This window comes from Thalassospira xiamenensis M-5 = DSM 17429, from assembly GCF_000300235.2.
Lineage (GTDB): Bacteria > Pseudomonadota > Alphaproteobacteria > Rhodospirillales > Thalassospiraceae > Thalassospira > Thalassospira xiamenensis.
Window position 1 is genome coordinate 2604540 of the sequence record NZ_CP004388.1, and the last position, 18872, is coordinate 2623411.

Sequence of the window (18872 nt, forward strand, 5' to 3'; positions counted from 1 at the left end):
GTGCAGCACGAATTCCTATCGCAGCGCAACTTGTCTCTTTCAGTTTATCCTTATGTCTGGATTTCGACCTTTCAAGCGCCGTTTGAACAACAAAAACGGGATCGCGACGCGCAACGACAAATGCACAAGATAACAATAAATCGCAAAATACGCATTTCAGTACGCGAAAGATTATTTCAAAGCACCCTCCTCACGATCACAAAATTCCATCTTTTGTCGCGCGTTTTACCGAAACGGTCTTTTTTAACCCAAAGGTGATTTTGAAATTGATCAGAAGCCCGAAGCATCAAACATAAAGGAATAACCAAGGGACCGACCCTTGCAGAATAACGAGCTTGCGCCAGGAGGCGACACCAGGATGAACGTTTTTTCCGACACCGCATTTGACGGCCATGAACAGGTTGTTTTCGCCAGTGATCCCGACACCGGCCTCAAGGCCATTATTGCCGTGCACAATACCAATCTTGGCCCGTCGCTGGGCGGATGCCGTATGTGGCCTTATGCGTCGGAACAGGAAGCCATTCACGATGTGCTGCGACTGTCCCGTGGCATGACCTATAAATCAGCGCTTGCAAACCTGCCGCTTGGTGGCGGCAAATCGGTTATTATCGGTGATCCGCGCAGTCAGAAAACGCCCGAGCTGTTTCGCGCAGTAGGTCGGGCTGTTGAACGGGTTGGCGGTCGCTACATCGTCGCCGAAGATGTTGGCACCAGTCCGGCTGACATGGAACAGATCGCCAGCCAGACCAAGCATGTCGGTGGTATTAATGACGGCAAAGATCCAGCACGGACCGGTGATCCATCCCCCTTCACCGCCTACGGCGTTTTTATCGGCCTGAAAGAAGCGGTTCGCTTTAAAAACGGTCATGACGATCTTGCGGGGTTACGCGTTGCCGTTCAGGGGCTTGGCAATGTCGGCTATCACCTGTGTCGCATGCTGCATTCGGCGGGTGCACGACTGGTTGTGTCGGACCTGAATGCCAACAGCGTTAACCGGGCGGTCGAAGAATTCGGCGCTACTGCGGTTTCAACCGACGAAATCCTGTTCATTGATGCCGATATTCTGGCCCCCTGCGCGTTGGGGGGTGTCGTTAACGACCGCAGCATCGATAAAATCCGCGCCCGCATCATTGCCGGTGCCGCTAACAACCAGCTTGAAGCCGACCGAGACGGCGAAATGCTGCGCGAGGCGGGCATTCTTTATGCGCCGGATTATGTGATCAATGCGGGTGGCGTTGTCGAAGTCTATTATTGCCGCGAAGGCAGGCCGGTGAGCGAAACCAACAAGCATATCGAAGGTATCGCCGCCACCGTGCGCGAAATCTTTGAACGTGCAGACCGCCAAAACCTGTCGACCGGTTTTGTTGCGGACCGCCTGGCCGAGGAACGGTTCGGGAAGCGCTGATTTTCAAACCTGCCTGCATTCCCGGAACGCAGGCAGGTTTCCGGGTCTGAAAACAACAAAGCCCCCGCTTGCGGAGGCTTCATCAAAATTTCCCGATCTATATTGGAGCTTATTCGGCGGCAATCGGAGCCACATTTGCGGTGACAGCGGCCGCATCATCGCAATCGCAATTGCCGCATGTTTTCGCCTGAAGCAATTCCGCACGCATGTGGCAGGCGCATTTCCCGCATTGCGGGGCACAGCCATGAAAACGGAATACGTCAGCAGGGCGCGTTGCGCCACCTTCCTCGGCGGCACGACGAACATCGCGTTCTTTTATGGCGTTACAAATGCAAACATACATCGGCGTAATTGCAATCAGTTATTAATGACAGCAACCTACCTGTAATCCACATGCGAATAGTTTTCAAACACTTTTGCAACACGCAGATAAAAAAGATCCCCCGCAAACCGGCAGATTTGCAGGGGATCACGAGAAAATCTTTTAATCACAAGGTGATCAGACAGTTGCGATATGGCTGACGACGCGCTTGACACCCTTGATACGACGAACGATTGACAGCACTTTGTCGAGCTCTTCGATGCTTTGGGCATCACCCATGATGTAGACGATATTGTTCACGGACTGCCAACGGTAGTTCACCGAACTGACACCTTTTTCGGCCAATAACAATGCCTTGATCTGGCTTTCGATCCAAACGTCTGACCCTGTCTGTGTCGCCGAATCCGCTGGCACGGCATTTTTGCCATATTCGTCTTCTGCCTTGTGATAGGCCTCGATGGTTGCCGCATCGGCGACTTCAAGATGGTCATAGACAGTCTTGATGCGGCTGTCCTGTTTGACCAGCGACATCACATCAAAATATTTGCCTTTGGAATCGACCATGCCGGTGACCATCACCTGCTGTTTCCAGATATCGACATTCACGTCGATAAGGTAGGTATGGTCGACCTTAGAGAACTCGCCAAGGATGCCTGACTTGATCTGGGTATCAAGCCACTGGTCATTCCCGGTCCGGTCTTCCAGCGGCATCTGTAACGGCCCACAGGCCGCAAGCGGCGTCGCCAGCAAGGCACATACCGAAACAGCTTTCATCGCGTTGCGCCAGCCTCGGGAAATCGTGATCATCTTTGAGCTCCTTCTCATGCCGATGGATCGACATATCCAAATTCTTTCGAACCACTAATACAGCAGATCGCAATAAAGCTTTAACGCCCTGAACTGCCCGTAGTTCCGGCACATCTTGTGGCAGGCGATTATGACGAAAAAAAGCCCGCGCACAATTGCTCAGGCATGTTTTGTCGCAACACAAAGGCACAATATCGCCCCCCAAAGAAAAAGACCGGGGCGATATACCCCGGTCTCTGGTGACGGATATAGAGATCCGTAAGATCAGTTTTCTTCCATCGACATCAGCGACGCGTTACCGCCCGCCGCCGTCGTATTGATGGTAATGGTTTTTTCGGTCGCAAAACGATGCAGGAATGTTTCGTCAGGCAACGCACCGTCATCGTCAGCACCGCTATCGGAAATCAGCGACAGGATCGCCCCGTCACGTTTTGCCAGAAGCTGCTTGAAAGCCGTTACACGATCAAGCGGCGCAACACAGGACACACCGGCGACATCGCCATCATACATCACGGCAACGCCGACCTTAGATGACACAACGCCGATAAGCTTTATCGGGAGGCCTGCTTCGAGCGCAAATACCGGAAGATCAGCAAGCCATTTCTGATCGCCTGCCACAATTACCGCATTGCCCGCAGCAAGGGCTGCAGCGATATGACGGATAATCCGGGATGGCTCGGCATCCTTTTCGGCCTGAACCAGATAGACACCACGTCCCAGCATATAAAGGTCGTTGGTTTCACCGGTCGGCCCGGGCATCCGGGTCGGCGCAACAAAGCCGTTTTCCGAAATTGCGGCAAAATTCGCAATCAGTTCGGCATTTTCCGACAATTCGCTGACCGGGGCGGCTGCCAGTTTGGCCGCGAAATTTTCCAGAAGACGAACACGTTCATTGCCATCCGTCGCCTGCCATTTGACCTGTGCTGCCTGCAGGAAGCGGTATTCCTCGTCTGCCAGCGATGCCTTGATCACGATAGGCGAGCGGTCATCGGCAATGGCGGCACTACCGGCTGCTTTTTTACCGGCTTCAGTCACCGGCTTGGCAAAGCGTTCGACATAGTGCGGACCGCCTGCTTTCGGGCCGGTACCAGATTTACCCTGACCGCCGAACGGCTGCACGCCAACAACAGCCCCAATCATGTTGCGGTTCACATAGCAGTTGCCAACACGCAGCTTTTGCGAAATCTGGCGCACGGTGCTGTCGATACGCGAATGGATGCCCATCGTCAGGCCATAACCGGACGCATTGATCTGATCGAGAACCTTGTCCAGATCGCGCGCCTTGTAGCGAACAACGTGAACAACCGGGCCAAACACCTCACGTTCAAGAACATCAAGCGACGGAATTTCAAAGCAATGCGGCGCAAAGAATGTGCCGTCCTTGCATTCGGGCAAGATGTCACAGGCATGCAGCAGCTTGGCTTCCTTGGTCATGCGTTCGGCATGCGCGACAAGGGTTTTGCGCGATTTTTCGTCAATCACTGGTCCGACGTCGATATCAAGGAATTTCGGGTCACCAACGCGCAGTTCCTTCATCGCCCCGACCAGCATTTGGCAAAGTTTATCGGCGATGTCTTCCTGAACGAACAGGACGCGCAGGGCCGAACAACGCTGCCCGGCGGACTGGAAGCCGGAAATGATCGCATCCTGAACAACCTGTTCAGGCAATGCGGTTGAATCGACAATCATCGCATTCTGGCCACCGGTTTCGGCGATCAAAGGCAACGGAACACCCGGGCGCTTTGCCAGCGCCTGATTTATGACCTGTGCCGTTTCAGTCGAACCGGTAAACGCCACACCCGCAATACGCGGATCATTGATCAGGATGTTGCCAATCACCCGGCCCGGCCCCGGCAACAGCGTGAATGCCGCCCCCGGCACGCCCGCGGCAAGAATAAGTTCGGCGGCCTTAGCCGCGACAAGCGACGTCTGTTCGGCCGGTTTGGCAATCACGGCATTCCCGGCGGCAAGTGCCGCACTGACCTGGCCCAGGAAAATCGCAAGCGGGAAGTTCCACGGACTGATGCAGACGAAAATGCCGCGCCCTTCAAGGATGCTGCCCTCGCGGAAGCTTTCCTCGGCCCGGTTGGCATAATAACGGCAGAAATCGACAGCTTCGCGTACTTCGGCAACACCGTCGGAATAGAGCTTTCCTGCTTCGCGCTGACAGAGCGCGATGAATTCGTCCATGTTGTCTTCAAGAAGATCACCAAGACGGCGCAGGCACGCGGCACGCTCAGTCGCAGCGGTCTTGTTCCAGATTTCATAACCTTTGGCGGCGGCAACAATCGCGGCCTCGACATCGGCTTCACCGGCCTGAACCAGTTCGCCGACTTTTTCGTTCCGGTTTGACGGATTGAGGACATCAATAGCCTCGCCCGAGACAAGCTTGCCACCAATCAGCGGCGCAGCATGCCAGATTTTACCCTGAATCGAGGCCAACTTTTCCGCCAGCGGTAGAAGCTTGGTCGTATCGGTCAGATCAATGCCCTTGGAATTGACGCGCCCCACACCATAAAGATCAATCGGTGCCGGAATTTTCGGATGGGCCTTGCGTGGCAGGGCGGCCATCTTTTCCACCGGGTCGGCAATCATTTCCTCAATCGGGAGCTGCTCGTCCTGAATGCGGTTTACAAAACTGGTATTGGCACCATTTTCAAGCAAACGGCGGACGAGATAGGCCAGCAAATCCTCGTGGGTGCCAACCGGTGCATAAACACGGCACGGCACGTTTTCACCGTTTCTATCGACGATCTGTTCGTAAAGGGCTTCTCCCATGCCATGCAGCCGCTGGAATTCAAATGTCCGGTCATTGCCGGCCATTTCCAGAACCGATGCCACCGTGTGGGCATTGTGGCTGGCGAACTGGCAATAAAATGCATCACGACGCGACAGCATGAAACGCGCGCACGCCAGATAGGAAACATCGGTTGCTGCCTTGCGGGTAAAGACCGGATAACCTTCGAATCCGTTTTCCTGACTGTTTTTGACCTCGGTATCCCAATAGGCCCCTTTGACAAGGCGCACCATCATTTTGCGGCCAACCTTGACCGACAGGTCGGCAAGCCATTCAAGCACGTGATACGCCCGTTTTTGATAGGCCTGCACCGCCAAACCATAGCCTTCCCAGCCATCAAGATCAGGGTCGGCAAAGACCGCCCCGATCACATCAAGTGACAGGTCCAGGCGGTTGGCTTCCTCGGCATCGACGGTGAAACCGATGTCATATTTCTTGGCCAGTAGCGCAAGCTGTTTGAGGCGCGGCACAAGTTCATTCATGACACGGTCATAATTGGCGAAATCGTAACGCGGATGGATCGCGGAGAGTTTTACCGAGATACCCGGGCTGTTGATCGGGCCACGGTTATTGGCGACCTTGCCAATATCGTTGATCGCATCAACATAGGATTTGAAATAGCGATCAGCATCTTCCATGGTGCGGGCGGCCTCGCCCAGCATGTCATAGGAATAACGATAGCCTTTTTCTTCGTTTGCTTTTGCCCGTTCGGCAGCCTCTGCGATTGTGCGGCCCATAACGAACTGACGCCCCATAATGCGCATGGCATGGTTGAATGCCTTACGGATGACCGGTTCACCCGAACGTGCGATCATGCGCTTAAGCAATGCGCCCGGATCGGCCTTTTCCGCCTTGCCGAACTTGATCACCTTCCCCGTCAGCATCAGCCCCCAGGTCGATGCATTGACAAAGAAGCTGTCGGAATGGCCCAGATGGCTTTGCCAGTTGGCGTCAAACAGCTTGTCCTGAATAAGTTTATCAGCGGTCACCGCATCGGGAACGCGCAAAAGTGCCTCTGCAAGGCACATCAGGATGACGCCTTCCTTGCTGGATAGCTCATATTCATGAAGCAGTGCATCGATGCCGCTTTTGCCATTGTCGGCTTTGCGGACACGGGCGACCAACTGATAGGCGCGATCCTGAACACGGGCTGACTGCTCGGGTGCCAGTCGGGCGGCATTGATCATGCGCTCGACAACGGCTTCTTCGTCAGTGCGATAGGTTTCGCGAATTTTGGCGCGGATTTCGTTAGCCTGGGGCATATCAATGCGAAACATGGCGATGGCTTCTCCCTGCAAATGCGATCCTCCGGTTCCTTATGGGAACGCAGAGTTTTCTCCTCATGTGGCCACAGACAATATATATGCGCTCAAAAAATGTGCTGCCATTTTCGCTAAAAATACGATATATCATCCACAGAAAAACTTTTAGTGCAGTCATTATCACTGGTTAATAGATAGAAATGCAGAAGAATCATAAAAGCCTGGACAAGATCGACAAACAGATCCTGCGCGAACTTCAAAACGACGGACGCATGTCGAATGTCGAACTGTCACGCCGCGTCAATCTTAGCCCGACACCTTGCCTTGAACGTGTCCGCCGTCTTGAACAACACGGCTTCATCACCGGCTATATGGCCCTGCTCGATCCCCGTAAGCTTAACCAGTCGCTGGTGGTTTTCGTCGAAATCACGCTTGATCGAACAACCCCGGACGTGTTTGACGTTTTCGCAACCGCGATCCGCAAATTGCCGGAAATCGAAGAATGCCACATGGTGGCAGGTGGTTTTGATTACCTGATGAAACTGCGGGTTGCTGATATGTATGCCTATCGTGAATTCCTTGAACGCCTGTCTTCGGTTCAGGGCGTAAGCCAGACTCATACATATGTCGTCATGGAAGAAGTAAAAGTCCGCCCCGGCATAACGATCCCGTAAATTCCATCATTTTGATTGCAATACAAATGCTTAGTGGCACACTATGACCAAGCCATCCTGCCGATGGCTTTGCCGGTATCGCCACGTGGCACACCGTTTCGCGTCATTATTTACGGGCCCCACAACATGTCGGAAGTCACTTTCTATTTCGATTTCTCGTCACCTTATGGTTACCTTGCGGCGGAACGTATAGAGGCCTTTGAGGCCAGAACCGGCGTTACGGTCAATTGGTATCCGTTCATGATCGGGGCAGCCTTCAAGCAGACTGGACAAAGCCCGCTGCTGGACCAGCCAATCCGCGGCGACTATTTCAGGCACGACATGGAACGCTGCGCAAAGATGCAGAACACGCCATTCTGCATCCCCGAAAAATTCCCCTATGCCGCACTGGTCCCGACCCGCGCCTATTACTGGATTGCATCAACCAAGCCCGCATTGGCGATCAAGTTCGCCAAGGATGTCTATCGCGGATATTTTGCCGACGGGCTTGATATGTCGGACCCGGAAGTTGTCTTTGCCACAGCCACCCGGCACTCCATCAATGCGGGGGAAATCCGCGCTGCCGTCGAAAACCCGAAATGGAAACAACACGTCCGCGAAGTTACCGACGAAGCCATCGCACGCGGCGCCTTCGGGTCGCCGTTCTTTTTCTATGAAGACGAAGCATTTTTTGGCAATGACCGGCTTGAACATCTTGAACGCTGGATCAAACTGCGCAAGCAGATCGACGACTGATCCGATCAGAAAACGTGCCCATCAAAAATCCATAACCAATTAAAATATATACGAATTTTGCGACACTTTCCCTCACTCGAAATATCATTTCGCGATCCCAATATACTGTCCATTTTTGATATACGTAAATTCGGTACTGGATTACCTATTTAATCTTGACGTTTACGTAAACTTCCACCATAACAGCAGTCATAAACGCCATTCATCACGGGGCCGTTTCCTTGCATAAACAGCCCCGGCAACAAACGGTGTCAATTGACGATGACGGTTCTGAAATCTGCGATAAATCCCCGCTCGGAAGATTTCCGCAACAATGCCGAACAGATGGAACAACTGGTTGCCGATCTGCGTGATCAGATCACGCAGATCAAACTTGGCGGCGGTGAACGCGCGCGCGACCGGCACACAGGGCGCGGCAAACTTCTGCCCCGTGAACGTATCCGTCAATTGCTGGATATCGGGTCCCCGTTCCTTGAACTGTCACAGCTTGCCGCCTATGGCATGTATGACGATGAAGACGTTCCTGCTGCGGGCATCATCACCGGGATTGGTCGGGTTTCAGGCGTTGAATGCGTCATCGTTGCCAATGATGCCACGGTCAAAGGCGGCTCCTATTACCCGATGACGGTGAAGAAGCACCTTCGCGCGCAGGAAATCGCGCTCGAAAACAATCTGCCCTGCATTTATCTGGTCGATAGCGGCGGGGCGAACCTGCCACGGCAGGATGATGTTTTCCCGGATCGCGACCATTTCGGCCGCATCTTTTTCAATCAGGCAACCATGTCTTCCAAAGGCATTCCGCAAATCGCGGTTGTCATGGGGTCCTGTACGGCGGGTGGCGCCTATGTACCGGCAATGTCCGATGAAAGCATTATCGTTCGTAAACAGGGCACGATCTTTTTGGGGGGGCCGCCCCTGGTGAAGGCCGCAACCGGCGAAGTTGTCTCGGCCGAGGACCTTGGCGGCGCGGATGTTCATTGCAAGACATCGGGCGTGACCGATCACTATGCACAGGACGATGCCCACGCATTGTCGATTGCGCGCAATATCGTCAAGAACCTGAACTGGACGAAAAATCCCGGTTTGACCCTGACCACGCCGCGCGACCCCGCCTATGACCCGCGCGAAATTTATGGCGTTATTCCAAGCGATTCCAAGAAACCCTACGACGTGCGCGAAGTCATTGCCCGCATCGTAGACGGATCAGACTTTGACGAGTTCAAGGCCCAGTATGGTACGACACTGGTTACCGGCTTTGCCCGCATTTTCGGCTATCCGGTCGGGATCATTGCCAATAATGGCATCCTGTTTTCCGAGAGTGCGCTTAAAGGCGCACACTTCATTGAACTCTGTTGCCAACGCGGTATTCCACTGGTGTTCTTGCAGAACATCACCGGTTTCATGATCGGGCGCAAATATGAAAGTGGCGGCATTGCCAAGGATGGCGCGAAGTTGGTCACCGCCGTTGCGACCGCCAATGTTCCCAAATTTACCGTCCTGATCGGTGGTTCATTTGGTGCGGGCAACTATGGCATGTGTGGCCGTGCTTATAGCCCGCGATTCCTTTGGATGTGGCCAAATGCACGAATTTCAGTCATGGGCGGGGAACAGGCGGCAAACGTTTTGACCCAAATCCGCGCCGATGCACAGGAAAAGCGCGGTGAAACATGGCCCATAGAAGAACAGGAAGCCTTCAAAGGCCCGATCCGCGACCAGTATGAAGAACAGGGTCATCCCTATTACGCGTCTGCGCGACTTTGGGACGATGGGGTGATTGATCCGGCCGATACCCGCATGGTTCTTGGGCTTGGTCTTTCGGCAGCACTTAACAAACCGGTCGAGGAAACGCGCTTTGGCGTGTTCCGGATGTGAGGCTGGCATGAGCAATGTAAACACCGATAACACCAATCCATCAACCGATGCCGTGATGTGCCAGATCAGCGCATCGGGCGTTGCCCGCATCACGCTGAACCGTCCGGAAATCCACAACGCGTTTGACGATATCCTGATCGGCGATCTGACGGCCAAGCTGGAATCGCTGAATGCCGATCCGCTTGTGCGGGTAATCATTCTGTCCGGCGCGGGCAAAAGCTTTTCTGCCGGGGCCGACCTGAATTGGATGAAGCGCATGGCCAGTTACAGCCATGACGAAAATCTTGAAGATTCCCACAAGCTTGCAAAACTGATGAAGGTTTTGAACTTTGCGTCAAAACCAACCATCGGGCTCATCAACGGGGCGGCCTTTGGTGGTGGGGTTGGGCTGGCAGCATGTTGCGACATTGTGATTGCGTCTGATCGCGCCAGTTTCTGCCTGTCAGAGGTCAAACTGGGCCTGATCCCAGCGGTTATTTCTCCCTATGTGGTTGAGGCCATTGGCGTCTCGCACGCCCGTCGTTATTTTCTGACAGCGGAGCGTTTTGATGCCGCTACCGCCCACGCCATCGGATTGGTCCATGAAATTGTTTCAGGTGACGATCTGATAGCGCGTGGCGACGCCATGGCAAAGCTTTTGCTGGCGAATGGCCCGGGTGCCATGGATGCAGCAAAATCGCTGATTTATGCGGTTGCCAACAAACCGATTGACGATGATGTCATTGACGATACCGCACGACGTATTGCCGATCAGCGCGCAAGTGCCGAAGGCCGTGAAGGTGTCAGTGCATTTCTTGAAAAACGCCCCGCGAAGTGGAGTGAGAATTAATCATGCCGCGCAAAATACTGATCGCCAACCGTGGTGAAATTGCCTGCCGCGTGATTGAAACCGCACGCCGCATGGGCATCCAAACCGTCGCGGTTTATTCCGACGCGGATGCCAATGCCCTGCATGTCCAACGGGCCGACGAGGCCTATCACATCGGCGGTCCAGCCCCGAAAGACAGCTATTTGCGCGTTGATCGTTTGCTTGATGTCATTGCACAATCGGGGGCAGATGCGGTTCACCCGGGTTATGGTTTCCTGTCGGAAAATGCAGGGTTTGCAGATGCCCTTGAAAAAGCGGGCTGTGTCTTTGTTGGCCCACCGGCAAGTGCGATCCGCGCGATGGGATCGAAATCCGAAGCCAAGAAAATCATGGGCAAGGCGGGTGTTCCGCTGGTTCCCGGTTATCACGGCGAAGATCAGGACCCGGATATTCTGGCCGCAGAAGCAGACAAGATCGGATATCCGGTTCTGATCAAGGCATCGGCGGGTGGCGGCGGCAAAGGCATGCGGGCGGTTGAAAAACCCGTCGATTTCAAGGATGCCCTTGTCAGTTGCAAACGAGAAGCCGCCAGCAGCTTTGGCGACGATCATTGCCTGATTGAAAAGCTGATCGTCAAACCACGCCATGTTGAAATTCAGGTCTTTGCCGATAGTCATGGCAATGCGGTTTACCTGTTTGAACGCGACTGTTCCCTGCAACGTCGCCACCAGAAAGTCATTGAAGAGGCCCCGGCCCCGAACATGCCCGAAGATCTTCGGGCACAGATGGGCAAGGCCGCCGTTGATGCCGCAAAGGCGATTGGTTATCAGGGGGCTGGTACGGTCGAATTCCTGCTAGATGCGTCGGGTGCGTTCTATTTCATGGAAATGAACACACGCCTTCAGGTCGAACATCCAGTGACCGAGATGATCACCGGCGAAGACCTTGTTGAATGGCAATTGCGTGTTGCTGACGGTGAAAAGCTGCCCAAGGCACAGGAAGAACTGACCATTAACGGCCATGCCTTCGAAGTCCGACTGTATGCCGAAGACCCGCATAATGATTTCCTGCCCGCCACCGGCACACTTGTGCATATGCGCATGCCCGCGGCCAATGATCACGTGCGGATAGATACCGGCGTTTACGAAGGCGGCGAGGTTTCAATTCATTATGACCCGATGATCGCAAAGCTGATCACTTGGGATACGGATCGCATATCGGCACTGCGCCGGATGGCAACCGCACTTAACGATGTACAGATTGTCGGCGTAACAACCAATACCGGTTTTCTTGCCAATATTGCGCGTCATCCGGCCTTTGAGCGCGGCGAAGTCGAAACCGGTTTCATCAGCCAGTATCTTGACGATCTGATCCCTGCCCCGGCGGTGCCTGATAATGACGCATTGGCCTTTGCCACCCTTGATATTCTGATGCGTCGCGATGCCGAGGCCAAAAGCCATGCGGCGCAAAGCAGCGACCCCTATTCCCCGTGGCACAGCACATCGGGATGGCGGATGAATGATGACAACCACCATAATCTGATCCTGCGCCATGACGGTGCAGAACTGAAAATCAGGGTGCATTACCGCACGCACGGTTATGTCATCGATATGCCTGACGGCAATTCGGTTACGGCCCATGCCGAATTCGGCGGTGATGGGACCATTCATGCAACACTTGATCAGGTGCGCAAACGCGCAAGTGTCCTTCGCGATGGCAATCGACTGACGATCTTCCGCGAAGGACGTTCTGACCGGTTGGAGATTTTTGATCCGGTTGCCGCCGCAGGCGGGCAGGAAGGTGCCGGTGGCGGGTTAACAGCGCCGATGCCCGGTAAAATCATTGCCGTGCTGACGGAACCGGGGCAATCTGTTGCTGCAGGCGACAAGCTTGTGGTGATGGAAGCAATGAAAATGGAACACACTATTTCAGCACCGGTTTCGGGCTCGGTCCGCGAGATATTCTTTGCCGTTGGCGATCAGGTTGATGATGGCGCGGAATTGATCGCCATCGAGGAGGCCGAATAGAATGCCCCGCCTTTCGGTTTTGCCCGCGCGTGTCAAAATCGTCGAAGTCGGTCCGCGTGACGGGTTGCAGAACGAAAAGGCGATGGTTGCGACCGACATCAAGGTCGAACTGATACACCGCCTTTGCAATGCAGGCCTTTCGGTGATCGAAGCCACCGCCTTTGTCAGCCCGAAATGGGTCCCGCAAATGGCCGATGCATCCGACGTCATGGCCCGTATTTTGCGTAAACCGGGCGTCACCTATCCGGTTCTGGCCCCCAACCTCAAAGGGCTTGAAGCCGCCATCGAAGCAGGTGCAACCGAAGTTGCAGTTTTTGGTGCGGCATCGGAGAGCTTTTCGCAGAAGAATATCAATTGTTCCATCGCTGAGAGCCTTGATCGGTTCCGTCCGGTGGTCGCCGCAGCGCGTGATGCCAACATCGCCGTGCGCGGGTATGTTTCCTGTGTTCTTGGATGCCCTTACGAGGGTGAAATTGCCCCACAGAAGGTTACAGACGTCGCCAAAGCCCTGTTTGATATGGGGGCTTATGAAATCAGTCTGGGCGATACCATCGGCACCGGCACACCCGGCAAAGCACAGGCCATGATCGAAGCCGTTGCAAATCAGGTTGCCATCGAAAAACTTGCCGCCCATTTCCATGATACATATGGCCAGGCATTGGCAAATCTTCTGGCGGTATTGCAGATGGGGGTTGCCACGATTGATAGCTCCGTCGCCGGTCTTGGCGGATGCCCCTATGCCAAAGGGGCCAGTGGCAATGTTGCGACCGAAGACGTCGTCTATATGCTGAACGGTCTTGGCATCGAAACCGGTGTCGACCTTGAAAAGCTTGTAGAAACAGGTAGCTGGATTACCGGAAAAATCGGCCGCCAGTCCGGATCAAAGGCCAATCTGGCGCTTGCTGCCAAACGCGACACTGTCGGGATCTGATCGCATGGCCGCCGCCGAGACATATCGTTTCCGGCGGGCCGTCCCCAGCGATTTTCCCATGATACGACGCTGGTTGCGGGTACCCGAAGTGGCGCGATGGTGGGGTGCACCGGACGAGCAGATCGAACTGATCACCGAAGATATCGAGCTGCCGGAAATGGCAACGCTGATTGTATCCTATCGCAATCGACCATTCGCCTTTGCCCAGCATTATGACGCGCATCAATGGCCGCAGCCCCATTTTGCTCACCTTCCCAAGGGTACACGATGCATTGATGCCTTCATTGGCGTGCCCGACATGATGGGATGCGGCCACGGCAAAATGTTTTTGCGATTATTGGCGCAAATGCTGATCGAACGCGGCGCACCAATGGTCGCGATTGACCCGGATCCGGAAAATGTGCGAGCGCGAAAAAGTTACGAGGCCGCCGGTTTCATCGGTAACACCGAATATGAAACCGGCGATGGTCCGTGTGTGTTGATGCAGTTTAAACAAAACGAAGATTAAGCTGCCTTGACCGCTGTCAGGAAAGATTCAACTTTCAGACGCAAGGTTTCTGCCTGCTCAGACAGCTCACCCGATGCATTCAACACTTGCTCGGCAGCGGCACCGGTTGATGTCGCCGCCTCGTTAACACCATGAATGTTTTCGGTTACCTCGCTTGTTCCGGCTGACGCCTGCTGAACATTTCGGGTGATTTCTTCGGTGGCAGCCCCCTGCTGTTCCACAGCACTTGCAATCGTTGCCGCAATTTCGCTGATCTCAGCAATCGTACCGCCAATAGAGTCAATCGCAACCACCGCACCTTCTGTTTCCGCCTGAATTCCTGTGATCTGGGCAGTAATCTCTTCGGTTGCTTTTGATGTCGCGTTTGCGAGATTTTTGACCTCGGCAGCAACAACAGCAAAACCTTTCCCTGCCTCACCTGCCCGCGCAGCTTCAATCGTTGCATTCAATGCCAAAAGGTTGGTCTGCGCAGCAATATCGCTAATCAACCCAACCACATCACCAATCTTCTGGGCAGCTTCCGCAAGGCCGCGTACCTGAGCGTTGGTATTTTCCGCCTCGGAAACAGCCTTGTTTGCAACTTGCGATGATTGATTGACCTGATGACTGATCTCCGAAATCGAAGCACTCAATTCCTCGGATGCACTCGCAACGGTTTGAACATTGTTGGATGCCTGTTCAGCCGCCGCTGCGACCACAGTTGACTGACGATTGGTTTCTTCTGCCGTTGCTGTCATAGATGAAGCTGTTGCCTGCATTTCTGTTGCCGCAGATGATACGCTTTTCAGCACCAGAGACATGTCGGCATCGAAATCATTGGTAAGCTTCTCGATGACTTTCACGCGGGCTTCTCTTCGCTTTTGTGCCTCGGCCTCCTGTGCGGCAAGCTGTTCAGCCCGGATCATGTTTTCTTTGAAAACCAGCACGGCTTTGGCCATATCGCCGATTTCATCCTTATGATCCTGCCCGGGGATTGGTGTTTCTTTATCGCCGGCGGCAAGAACCGTCATGGCTTCCGTAATATTCCGGATAGGATTGGATATTCCCGTCCCAATCAGCCAAGCAGCACCAATACCGCAAACCACCGCAGCAACTGAAATTGACGTCACAAGCATGATGGTATTCTGGATATCCTCGGTAACCATCGGCCCGAGCTTATCCTGCTCTTGCCTGATTTCAAGTTTCAGGTTTTCAAGATTGGATGCAACCTCTGGACCGATACGGTCCAGACCTTCAATAACAAGCTGGTCTCTTTGAGGATCACCAGCCGGAATTTTGACAACTGATTGAAAGACTTGAAGATAGTCAGCCAAATCATCGTTCGTTTCCTCGATGAGGGCTTTTCGCGCACCCTGATCAACCAGCGTGCCGAGTTTTTCATTCAATTCAGATGCTGTTTGCAGACGCGTGAGCACAGTGCTGATGGCTGTTTGCCGGCCCGGTCAGCAGATAGTCTCTAACGCCAACCCTGGCTTCGAGCATGTTGGCCTGTACCCGGCCTGCCTCGTTAGACTGTATTGCAATAGATCGGTATCTATCAAAATCGCTACCTATCCCGGTTAACGTGACGAACCCCAGTATGGATATCGACACCAGAAGCAAAAGAACGAGCCCGAAGCCACCAAAGATTTTAGGCGCTATTTTAAGTCTTTTTAAAATTGACATATTTCCCTCCAAAGATGCAGGCACACTCCTTAATGTTGTTTGGAAGGAAATAAATTCAACCAGAACAATTGTATTCAGACAGCAATAGAAAACCGCACTTTAGCGGGCCATTTTCAGGGCATTGAGCGCCGTCAGCGGAATATACTTTGGTTACAAAATCTTAGAACTACCATAAGTTGTCTGCAAACCACCCTCCCTATCAGATGCCCCCATCCGGCGGGCCAGACGGTAACTGACGATTCCGGTGATGGTTCCAAAAAGAACAATTCCGGCGGCCTGCCCGAACAAAACACCTGTTGCACCCAAATAATAACTGCCAAGCCATACCAGCGGGATCACCCCCAGCAGTTCCTTCGCGAGATCGAAGATCATCGCGAGATTGGGACGCCCGGTAACGTTAAAAAAGGTATGTGATGAAAATTGCAGACCGAGGAACATATAAAAGGGTGCTGTAAAACTGTAAAAAATCGATAGATACGCCGTTGTTTGATCGGTCGCGCTGAAAAGCATCGCAATCTGGCTTTGAAACAGGAACAGGGCAGCGCAGACAGTAACCCCGTAAACCGCCACCAATCCCCAGACATTATGCCAGATGCTGCGCACCCGTTCGGCCTTTGCCGCAGCAAAATTCTGGCCGATGATCGGGCCGATTGCCTGGGGTAACGCCATGTAGCCAACAAAGACGAATGGCGCGATACGTTCAATGATCGCCATGGCGGCCACCGCATCGGGCCCATACTTTGCCATGCTGGACATGATAAAGGCGCTGGCAATTGGCGGGCCAACCTTTGCCAATCCGACTGGTACGGTTACACGGGCAATATCACGGATGTCCTTGCGGAAAAGATTCGCATCAAACTGGCCAAGCATGTGATGAACGTTTCGAACACCGTAAAAGGCAACTGCCATGATTACGATCCGTGACACGACGGTTGCCCATGCCGCCCCTTCGACACCCCAATCAAAACCAAAGATGAAAATCGGATCGAGGACTGCATTGACCGCCGCCCCGGCCATTTTCGACCACATGGCACGCTGCTTTGCCCCGATGGCACGCAACAACGCGCCCGATGACATGCTAAGCACCAGAACCGGCAAGCACAGGATCACGATCTGCACATAAGTGATGCCGATATCACGGGCCTTGCCGGTCGCCCCGAACATATCAAGCATCCAAGGTGCCGACAGCCACAAGACGACCGTCATCACGCCCGATAGCACAAAACCGAATACCAGAACATGTGTGGCATAGACTTTTGCCCTGTCCCGATCACCTAGCCCCTCAGCACGGGAAACAAGTGCTGTCATTGCGGTCGATATGCCAAGCGACACGGCAAGTGTGAAAAAGATAATCGGCCATGCAAAGCCAAGACCGGCAATGATTTCCACATCCCTCAGAAGGCTCAGGAAAAACAGATCAAGCGCATCAACCAGAACCATCGCCACCAGCGCAAGCATGCTGGTATGCGCCATTGAAAAGATGTGACGCAGGATTGAACCAGAGACAAAATATTGCGACTGCATAGCCATCGAATTTCACACTATGCAGAGCTGAGAAGCGCGTTCAGCCATCATTATTTGGCCGCAGGATAAATTCAAATTCGCGTTCTTCGGTGGTTGCACAATCATCCCCGGAAAGCAGCGGCATGCGTGAAAGTCCTTCGCGGTTCACTGACGATGCCGATATTCTGGCGGCATCCGGGCCGATTTTCCATTTGGCGGCAATCACGCTCGGATTTTCGGCATCGAACTCGTCCAGCTTGCGCCCGATGCGAGACTGCAAAACCGGCGCATAAGGAAATTTCTGCTGGGTCCAGAAACGTTTAGAAGGCTGAAAATATCCAACTTCGTCCAGAAACGAGACACCAAAATAATAACAGGACTCAAGCGAGTTATAGAAACGACTGTCAGGGACGAAGCTGCCATCGCGCTTAAGGGAATGCCCAACACACCAATCAAGCATGGCGGCAATCTGTTCGCGCGCCAAGGCCCGTTCTGCCGACTGCATATGCGGCCACCCATAGCGAAAGATTTTCGCGACATCATAGTTGTTGTGATTATTAAATTCACCGCGGCTGAGCCATCCTTGCGGATATTCCATCTGGCGGCTTTCAAGAGTGGTGCGGATGATATCGGACCAATGCCCGACGCACCCCTTGCGATATGACACGATATGAAAAGTATAGCTGAGATCATCGTAACGATGGGTTTTGCCATCCGAAATGTACCAAGGGCCCCAGTAACCGGTTTCGGGGTTCTGGATTTCATCAAGGAATTCGCGGAAGGCATCAACATAGCTTTGATCAAGATCGATGCCGCGCACATGTTTCTGCGCATAGCGTCGCAAGGACGGCTTGAAACAAAGCTGCGCCAGACAGCAGATCACACTGCCGAATTCATCGCGCTGATTGCGCCCGGTGGTGGCAATATCGGAAACAAGAAGCTTTTCCAGATAGTTTCGCATTGCCGGAGCCGTTGCAATCGGTTCGAGGAAATGCAGCGGATAACGCGGCGCGCGGCCTTCATTGGACAATTCATGCAAACGCACGATGGTTGCATCAAATTTGTGGTGGAATTCGTTATATTTCCAACCCCACGAACCATCAACCGAAGACTGAGTTGCGACATAGCTTTGGTCAACATCGTCAAAGCTGTTTTCCAGTCTGTCGACAAGTTGGTCAAGTTCCGGCCAGTATGCCGTGTATCGCGCCAGCCATTTGGCGTAGATATACAATTGCTGGGACGCCAGCATTGTCCGGCTATATTCGGAAAATTTACGCAACGCCAGCGATAGCGCCCCCAGATAATCGATATATTTGAGCGCCTTGTCCTGATAGCCGTGATCGTAACGCGTAAAATCCCGCGTAATCACGCAGCTATCACCAATCCCTGCCAGGCTTTGCTCAATCGACATTGGTTGCCTTTTCCTGTTGAACCCAGAAATGCGAACCTGCTTCCTTGCATCGGCCGCTACCGATGCCAACTGTCAGGAGATGCGTGAATTCCCCAATCCGCTTGGCAGGATTGCATCCTGTTGTTGGGACTGATGTTTTCGGGCT

General features: G+C 53.5%; 14 protein-coding genes. 8 read left to right on the forward strand and 6 right to left on the reverse strand.

Annotation, left to right across the window (positions count from 1 at the left end; translation table 11 throughout):
• The first annotated feature begins 358 nt into the window (after positions 1–358).
• Positions 359–1405 (forward strand): Glu/Leu/Phe/Val dehydrogenase dimerization domain-containing protein, encoded by a 1047-nt coding sequence (locus TH3_RS12270; RefSeq protein ID WP_007090315.1) that lies wholly within the window; start codon positions 359–361, stop codon positions 1403–1405.
• Positions 1406–1514: 109 nt separating this feature from the next.
• Here the strand turns inward: TH3_RS12270 and TH3_RS12275 are convergent, their stop codons facing one another.
• The 3 genes from TH3_RS12275 to putA form a co-directional block, all read right to left on the reverse strand.
• On the reverse strand, positions 1515–1748 hold the full coding sequence (locus TH3_RS12275) for a (2Fe-2S)-binding protein (protein WP_037988009.1): 234 nt from the start codon (positions 1746–1748) through the stop codon (positions 1515–1517).
• A 156-nt stretch (positions 1749–1904) separates the two neighbouring features.
• The gene (locus TH3_RS12280; RefSeq protein WP_007090316.1) at positions 1905–2534 is read right to left on the reverse strand and encodes a BON domain-containing protein; all 630 of its coding nucleotides are present in this window, start codon (positions 2532–2534) and stop codon (positions 1905–1907) included.
• A gap of 264 nt (positions 2535–2798) precedes the next feature.
• A complete protein-coding gene (gene putA, locus TH3_RS12285; protein WP_007090317.1) occupies positions 2799–6608 on the reverse strand; it encodes a bifunctional proline dehydrogenase/L-glutamate gamma-semialdehyde dehydrogenase PutA in 3810 nt (1269 codons plus the stop codon).
• Between the two features lie 185 nt (positions 6609–6793).
• Between putA and TH3_RS12290 the strand changes: the two genes are divergently transcribed.
• The 7 genes from TH3_RS12290 (at position 6794) to TH3_RS12320 (ending at position 14148) form a co-directional block, all read left to right on the forward strand.
• A complete protein-coding gene (locus TH3_RS12290; protein WP_007090318.1) occupies positions 6794–7267 on the forward strand; it encodes an Lrp/AsnC ligand binding domain-containing protein in 474 nt (157 codons plus the stop codon).
• A 126-nt stretch (positions 7268–7393) separates the two neighbouring features.
• On the forward strand, positions 7394–8002 hold the full coding sequence (locus TH3_RS12295; protein ID WP_007090319.1) for a 2-hydroxychromene-2-carboxylate isomerase: 609 nt from the start codon (positions 7394–7396) through the stop codon (positions 8000–8002).
• Between the two features lie 261 nt (positions 8003–8263).
• A complete protein-coding gene (locus tag TH3_RS12300) occupies positions 8264–9874 on the forward strand; it encodes a carboxyl transferase domain-containing protein (RefSeq protein ID WP_007090320.1) in 1611 nt (536 codons plus the stop codon).
• Between the two features lie 7 nt (positions 9875–9881).
• A complete protein-coding gene (locus TH3_RS12305; RefSeq protein WP_007090321.1) occupies positions 9882–10703 on the forward strand; it encodes an enoyl-CoA hydratase/isomerase family protein in 822 nt (273 codons plus the stop codon).
• 2 nt (positions 10704–10705) lie between these two features.
• Entirely contained in the window at positions 10706–12709 is a 2004-nt protein-coding gene (locus TH3_RS12310) for an acetyl/propionyl/methylcrotonyl-CoA carboxylase subunit alpha (RefSeq protein ID WP_007090322.1), read from the forward strand.
• Position 12710: 1 nt separating this feature from the next.
• Entirely contained in the window at positions 12711–13640 is a 930-nt protein-coding gene (locus tag TH3_RS12315; protein ID WP_007090323.1) for a hydroxymethylglutaryl-CoA lyase, read from the forward strand.
• Positions 13641–13644: 4 nt separating this feature from the next.
• Positions 13645–14148, forward strand: a complete 504-nt coding sequence (locus TH3_RS12320) for a GNAT family N-acetyltransferase (RefSeq protein WP_007090324.1) — start codon at positions 13645–13647, stop codon at positions 14146–14148.
• On the opposite strand, the gene TH3_RS12325 is transcribed toward TH3_RS12320, so the two are convergent.
• The 3 genes from TH3_RS12325 to TH3_RS12340 form a co-directional block, all read right to left on the reverse strand.
• Positions 14145–15533, reverse strand: coding sequence for a methyl-accepting chemotaxis protein (locus tag TH3_RS12325; protein ID WP_007090325.1), 1389 nt, complete (start codon positions 15531–15533; stop codon positions 14145–14147). The two genes, TH3_RS12320 and TH3_RS12325, sit on opposite strands and share 4 nt — an antisense overlap.
• A gap of 430 nt (positions 15534–15963) precedes the next feature.
• A complete protein-coding gene (locus TH3_RS12335; RefSeq protein ID WP_233421762.1) occupies positions 15964–17286 on the reverse strand; it encodes an MATE family efflux transporter in 1323 nt (440 codons plus the stop codon).
• Between the two features lie 91 nt (positions 17287–17377).
• A complete protein-coding gene (locus TH3_RS12340; protein WP_007090328.1) occupies positions 17378–18727 on the reverse strand; it encodes a hypothetical protein in 1350 nt (449 codons plus the stop codon).
• Positions 18728–18872 lie beyond the last annotated feature (145 nt).

Coding starts and splice junctions, on each gene's coding strand:
- TH3_RS12270 (WP_007090315.1), top strand. CDS start 359: ATGAACGTTTTTTCCGACACCGCATTTGACGGCCATGAACAGGTTGTT.
- TH3_RS12275 (WP_037988009.1), bottom strand. CDS start 1,748: ATGTATGTTTGCATTTGTAACGCCATAAAAGAACGCGATGTTCGTCGT.
- TH3_RS12280 (WP_007090316.1), bottom strand. CDS start 2,534: ATGATCACGATTTCCCGAGGCTGGCGCAACGCGATGAAAGCTGTTTCG.
- putA (WP_007090317.1), bottom strand. CDS start 6,608: ATGTTTCGCATTGATATGCCCCAGGCTAACGAAATCCGCGCCAAAATT.
- TH3_RS12290 (WP_007090318.1), top strand. CDS start 6,794: ATGCAGAAGAATCATAAAAGCCTGGACAAGATCGACAAACAGATCCTG.
- TH3_RS12295 (WP_007090319.1), top strand. CDS start 7,394: ATGTCGGAAGTCACTTTCTATTTCGATTTCTCGTCACCTTATGGTTAC.
- TH3_RS12300 (WP_007090320.1), top strand. CDS start 8,264: ATGACGGTTCTGAAATCTGCGATAAATCCCCGCTCGGAAGATTTCCGC.
- TH3_RS12305 (WP_007090321.1), top strand. CDS start 9,882: ATGAGCAATGTAAACACCGATAACACCAATCCATCAACCGATGCCGTG.
- TH3_RS12310 (WP_007090322.1), top strand. CDS start 10,706: ATGCCGCGCAAAATACTGATCGCCAACCGTGGTGAAATTGCCTGCCGC.
- TH3_RS12315 (WP_007090323.1), top strand. CDS start 12,711: ATGCCCCGCCTTTCGGTTTTGCCCGCGCGTGTCAAAATCGTCGAAGTC.
- TH3_RS12320 (WP_007090324.1), top strand. CDS start 13,645: ATGGCCGCCGCCGAGACATATCGTTTCCGGCGGGCCGTCCCCAGCGAT.
- TH3_RS12335 (WP_233421762.1), bottom strand. CDS start 17,286: ATGGCGCATACCAGCATGCTTGCGCTGGTGGCGATGGTTCTGGTTGAT.
- TH3_RS12340 (WP_007090328.1), bottom strand. CDS start 18,727: ATGTCGATTGAGCAAAGCCTGGCAGGGATTGGTGATAGCTGCGTGATT.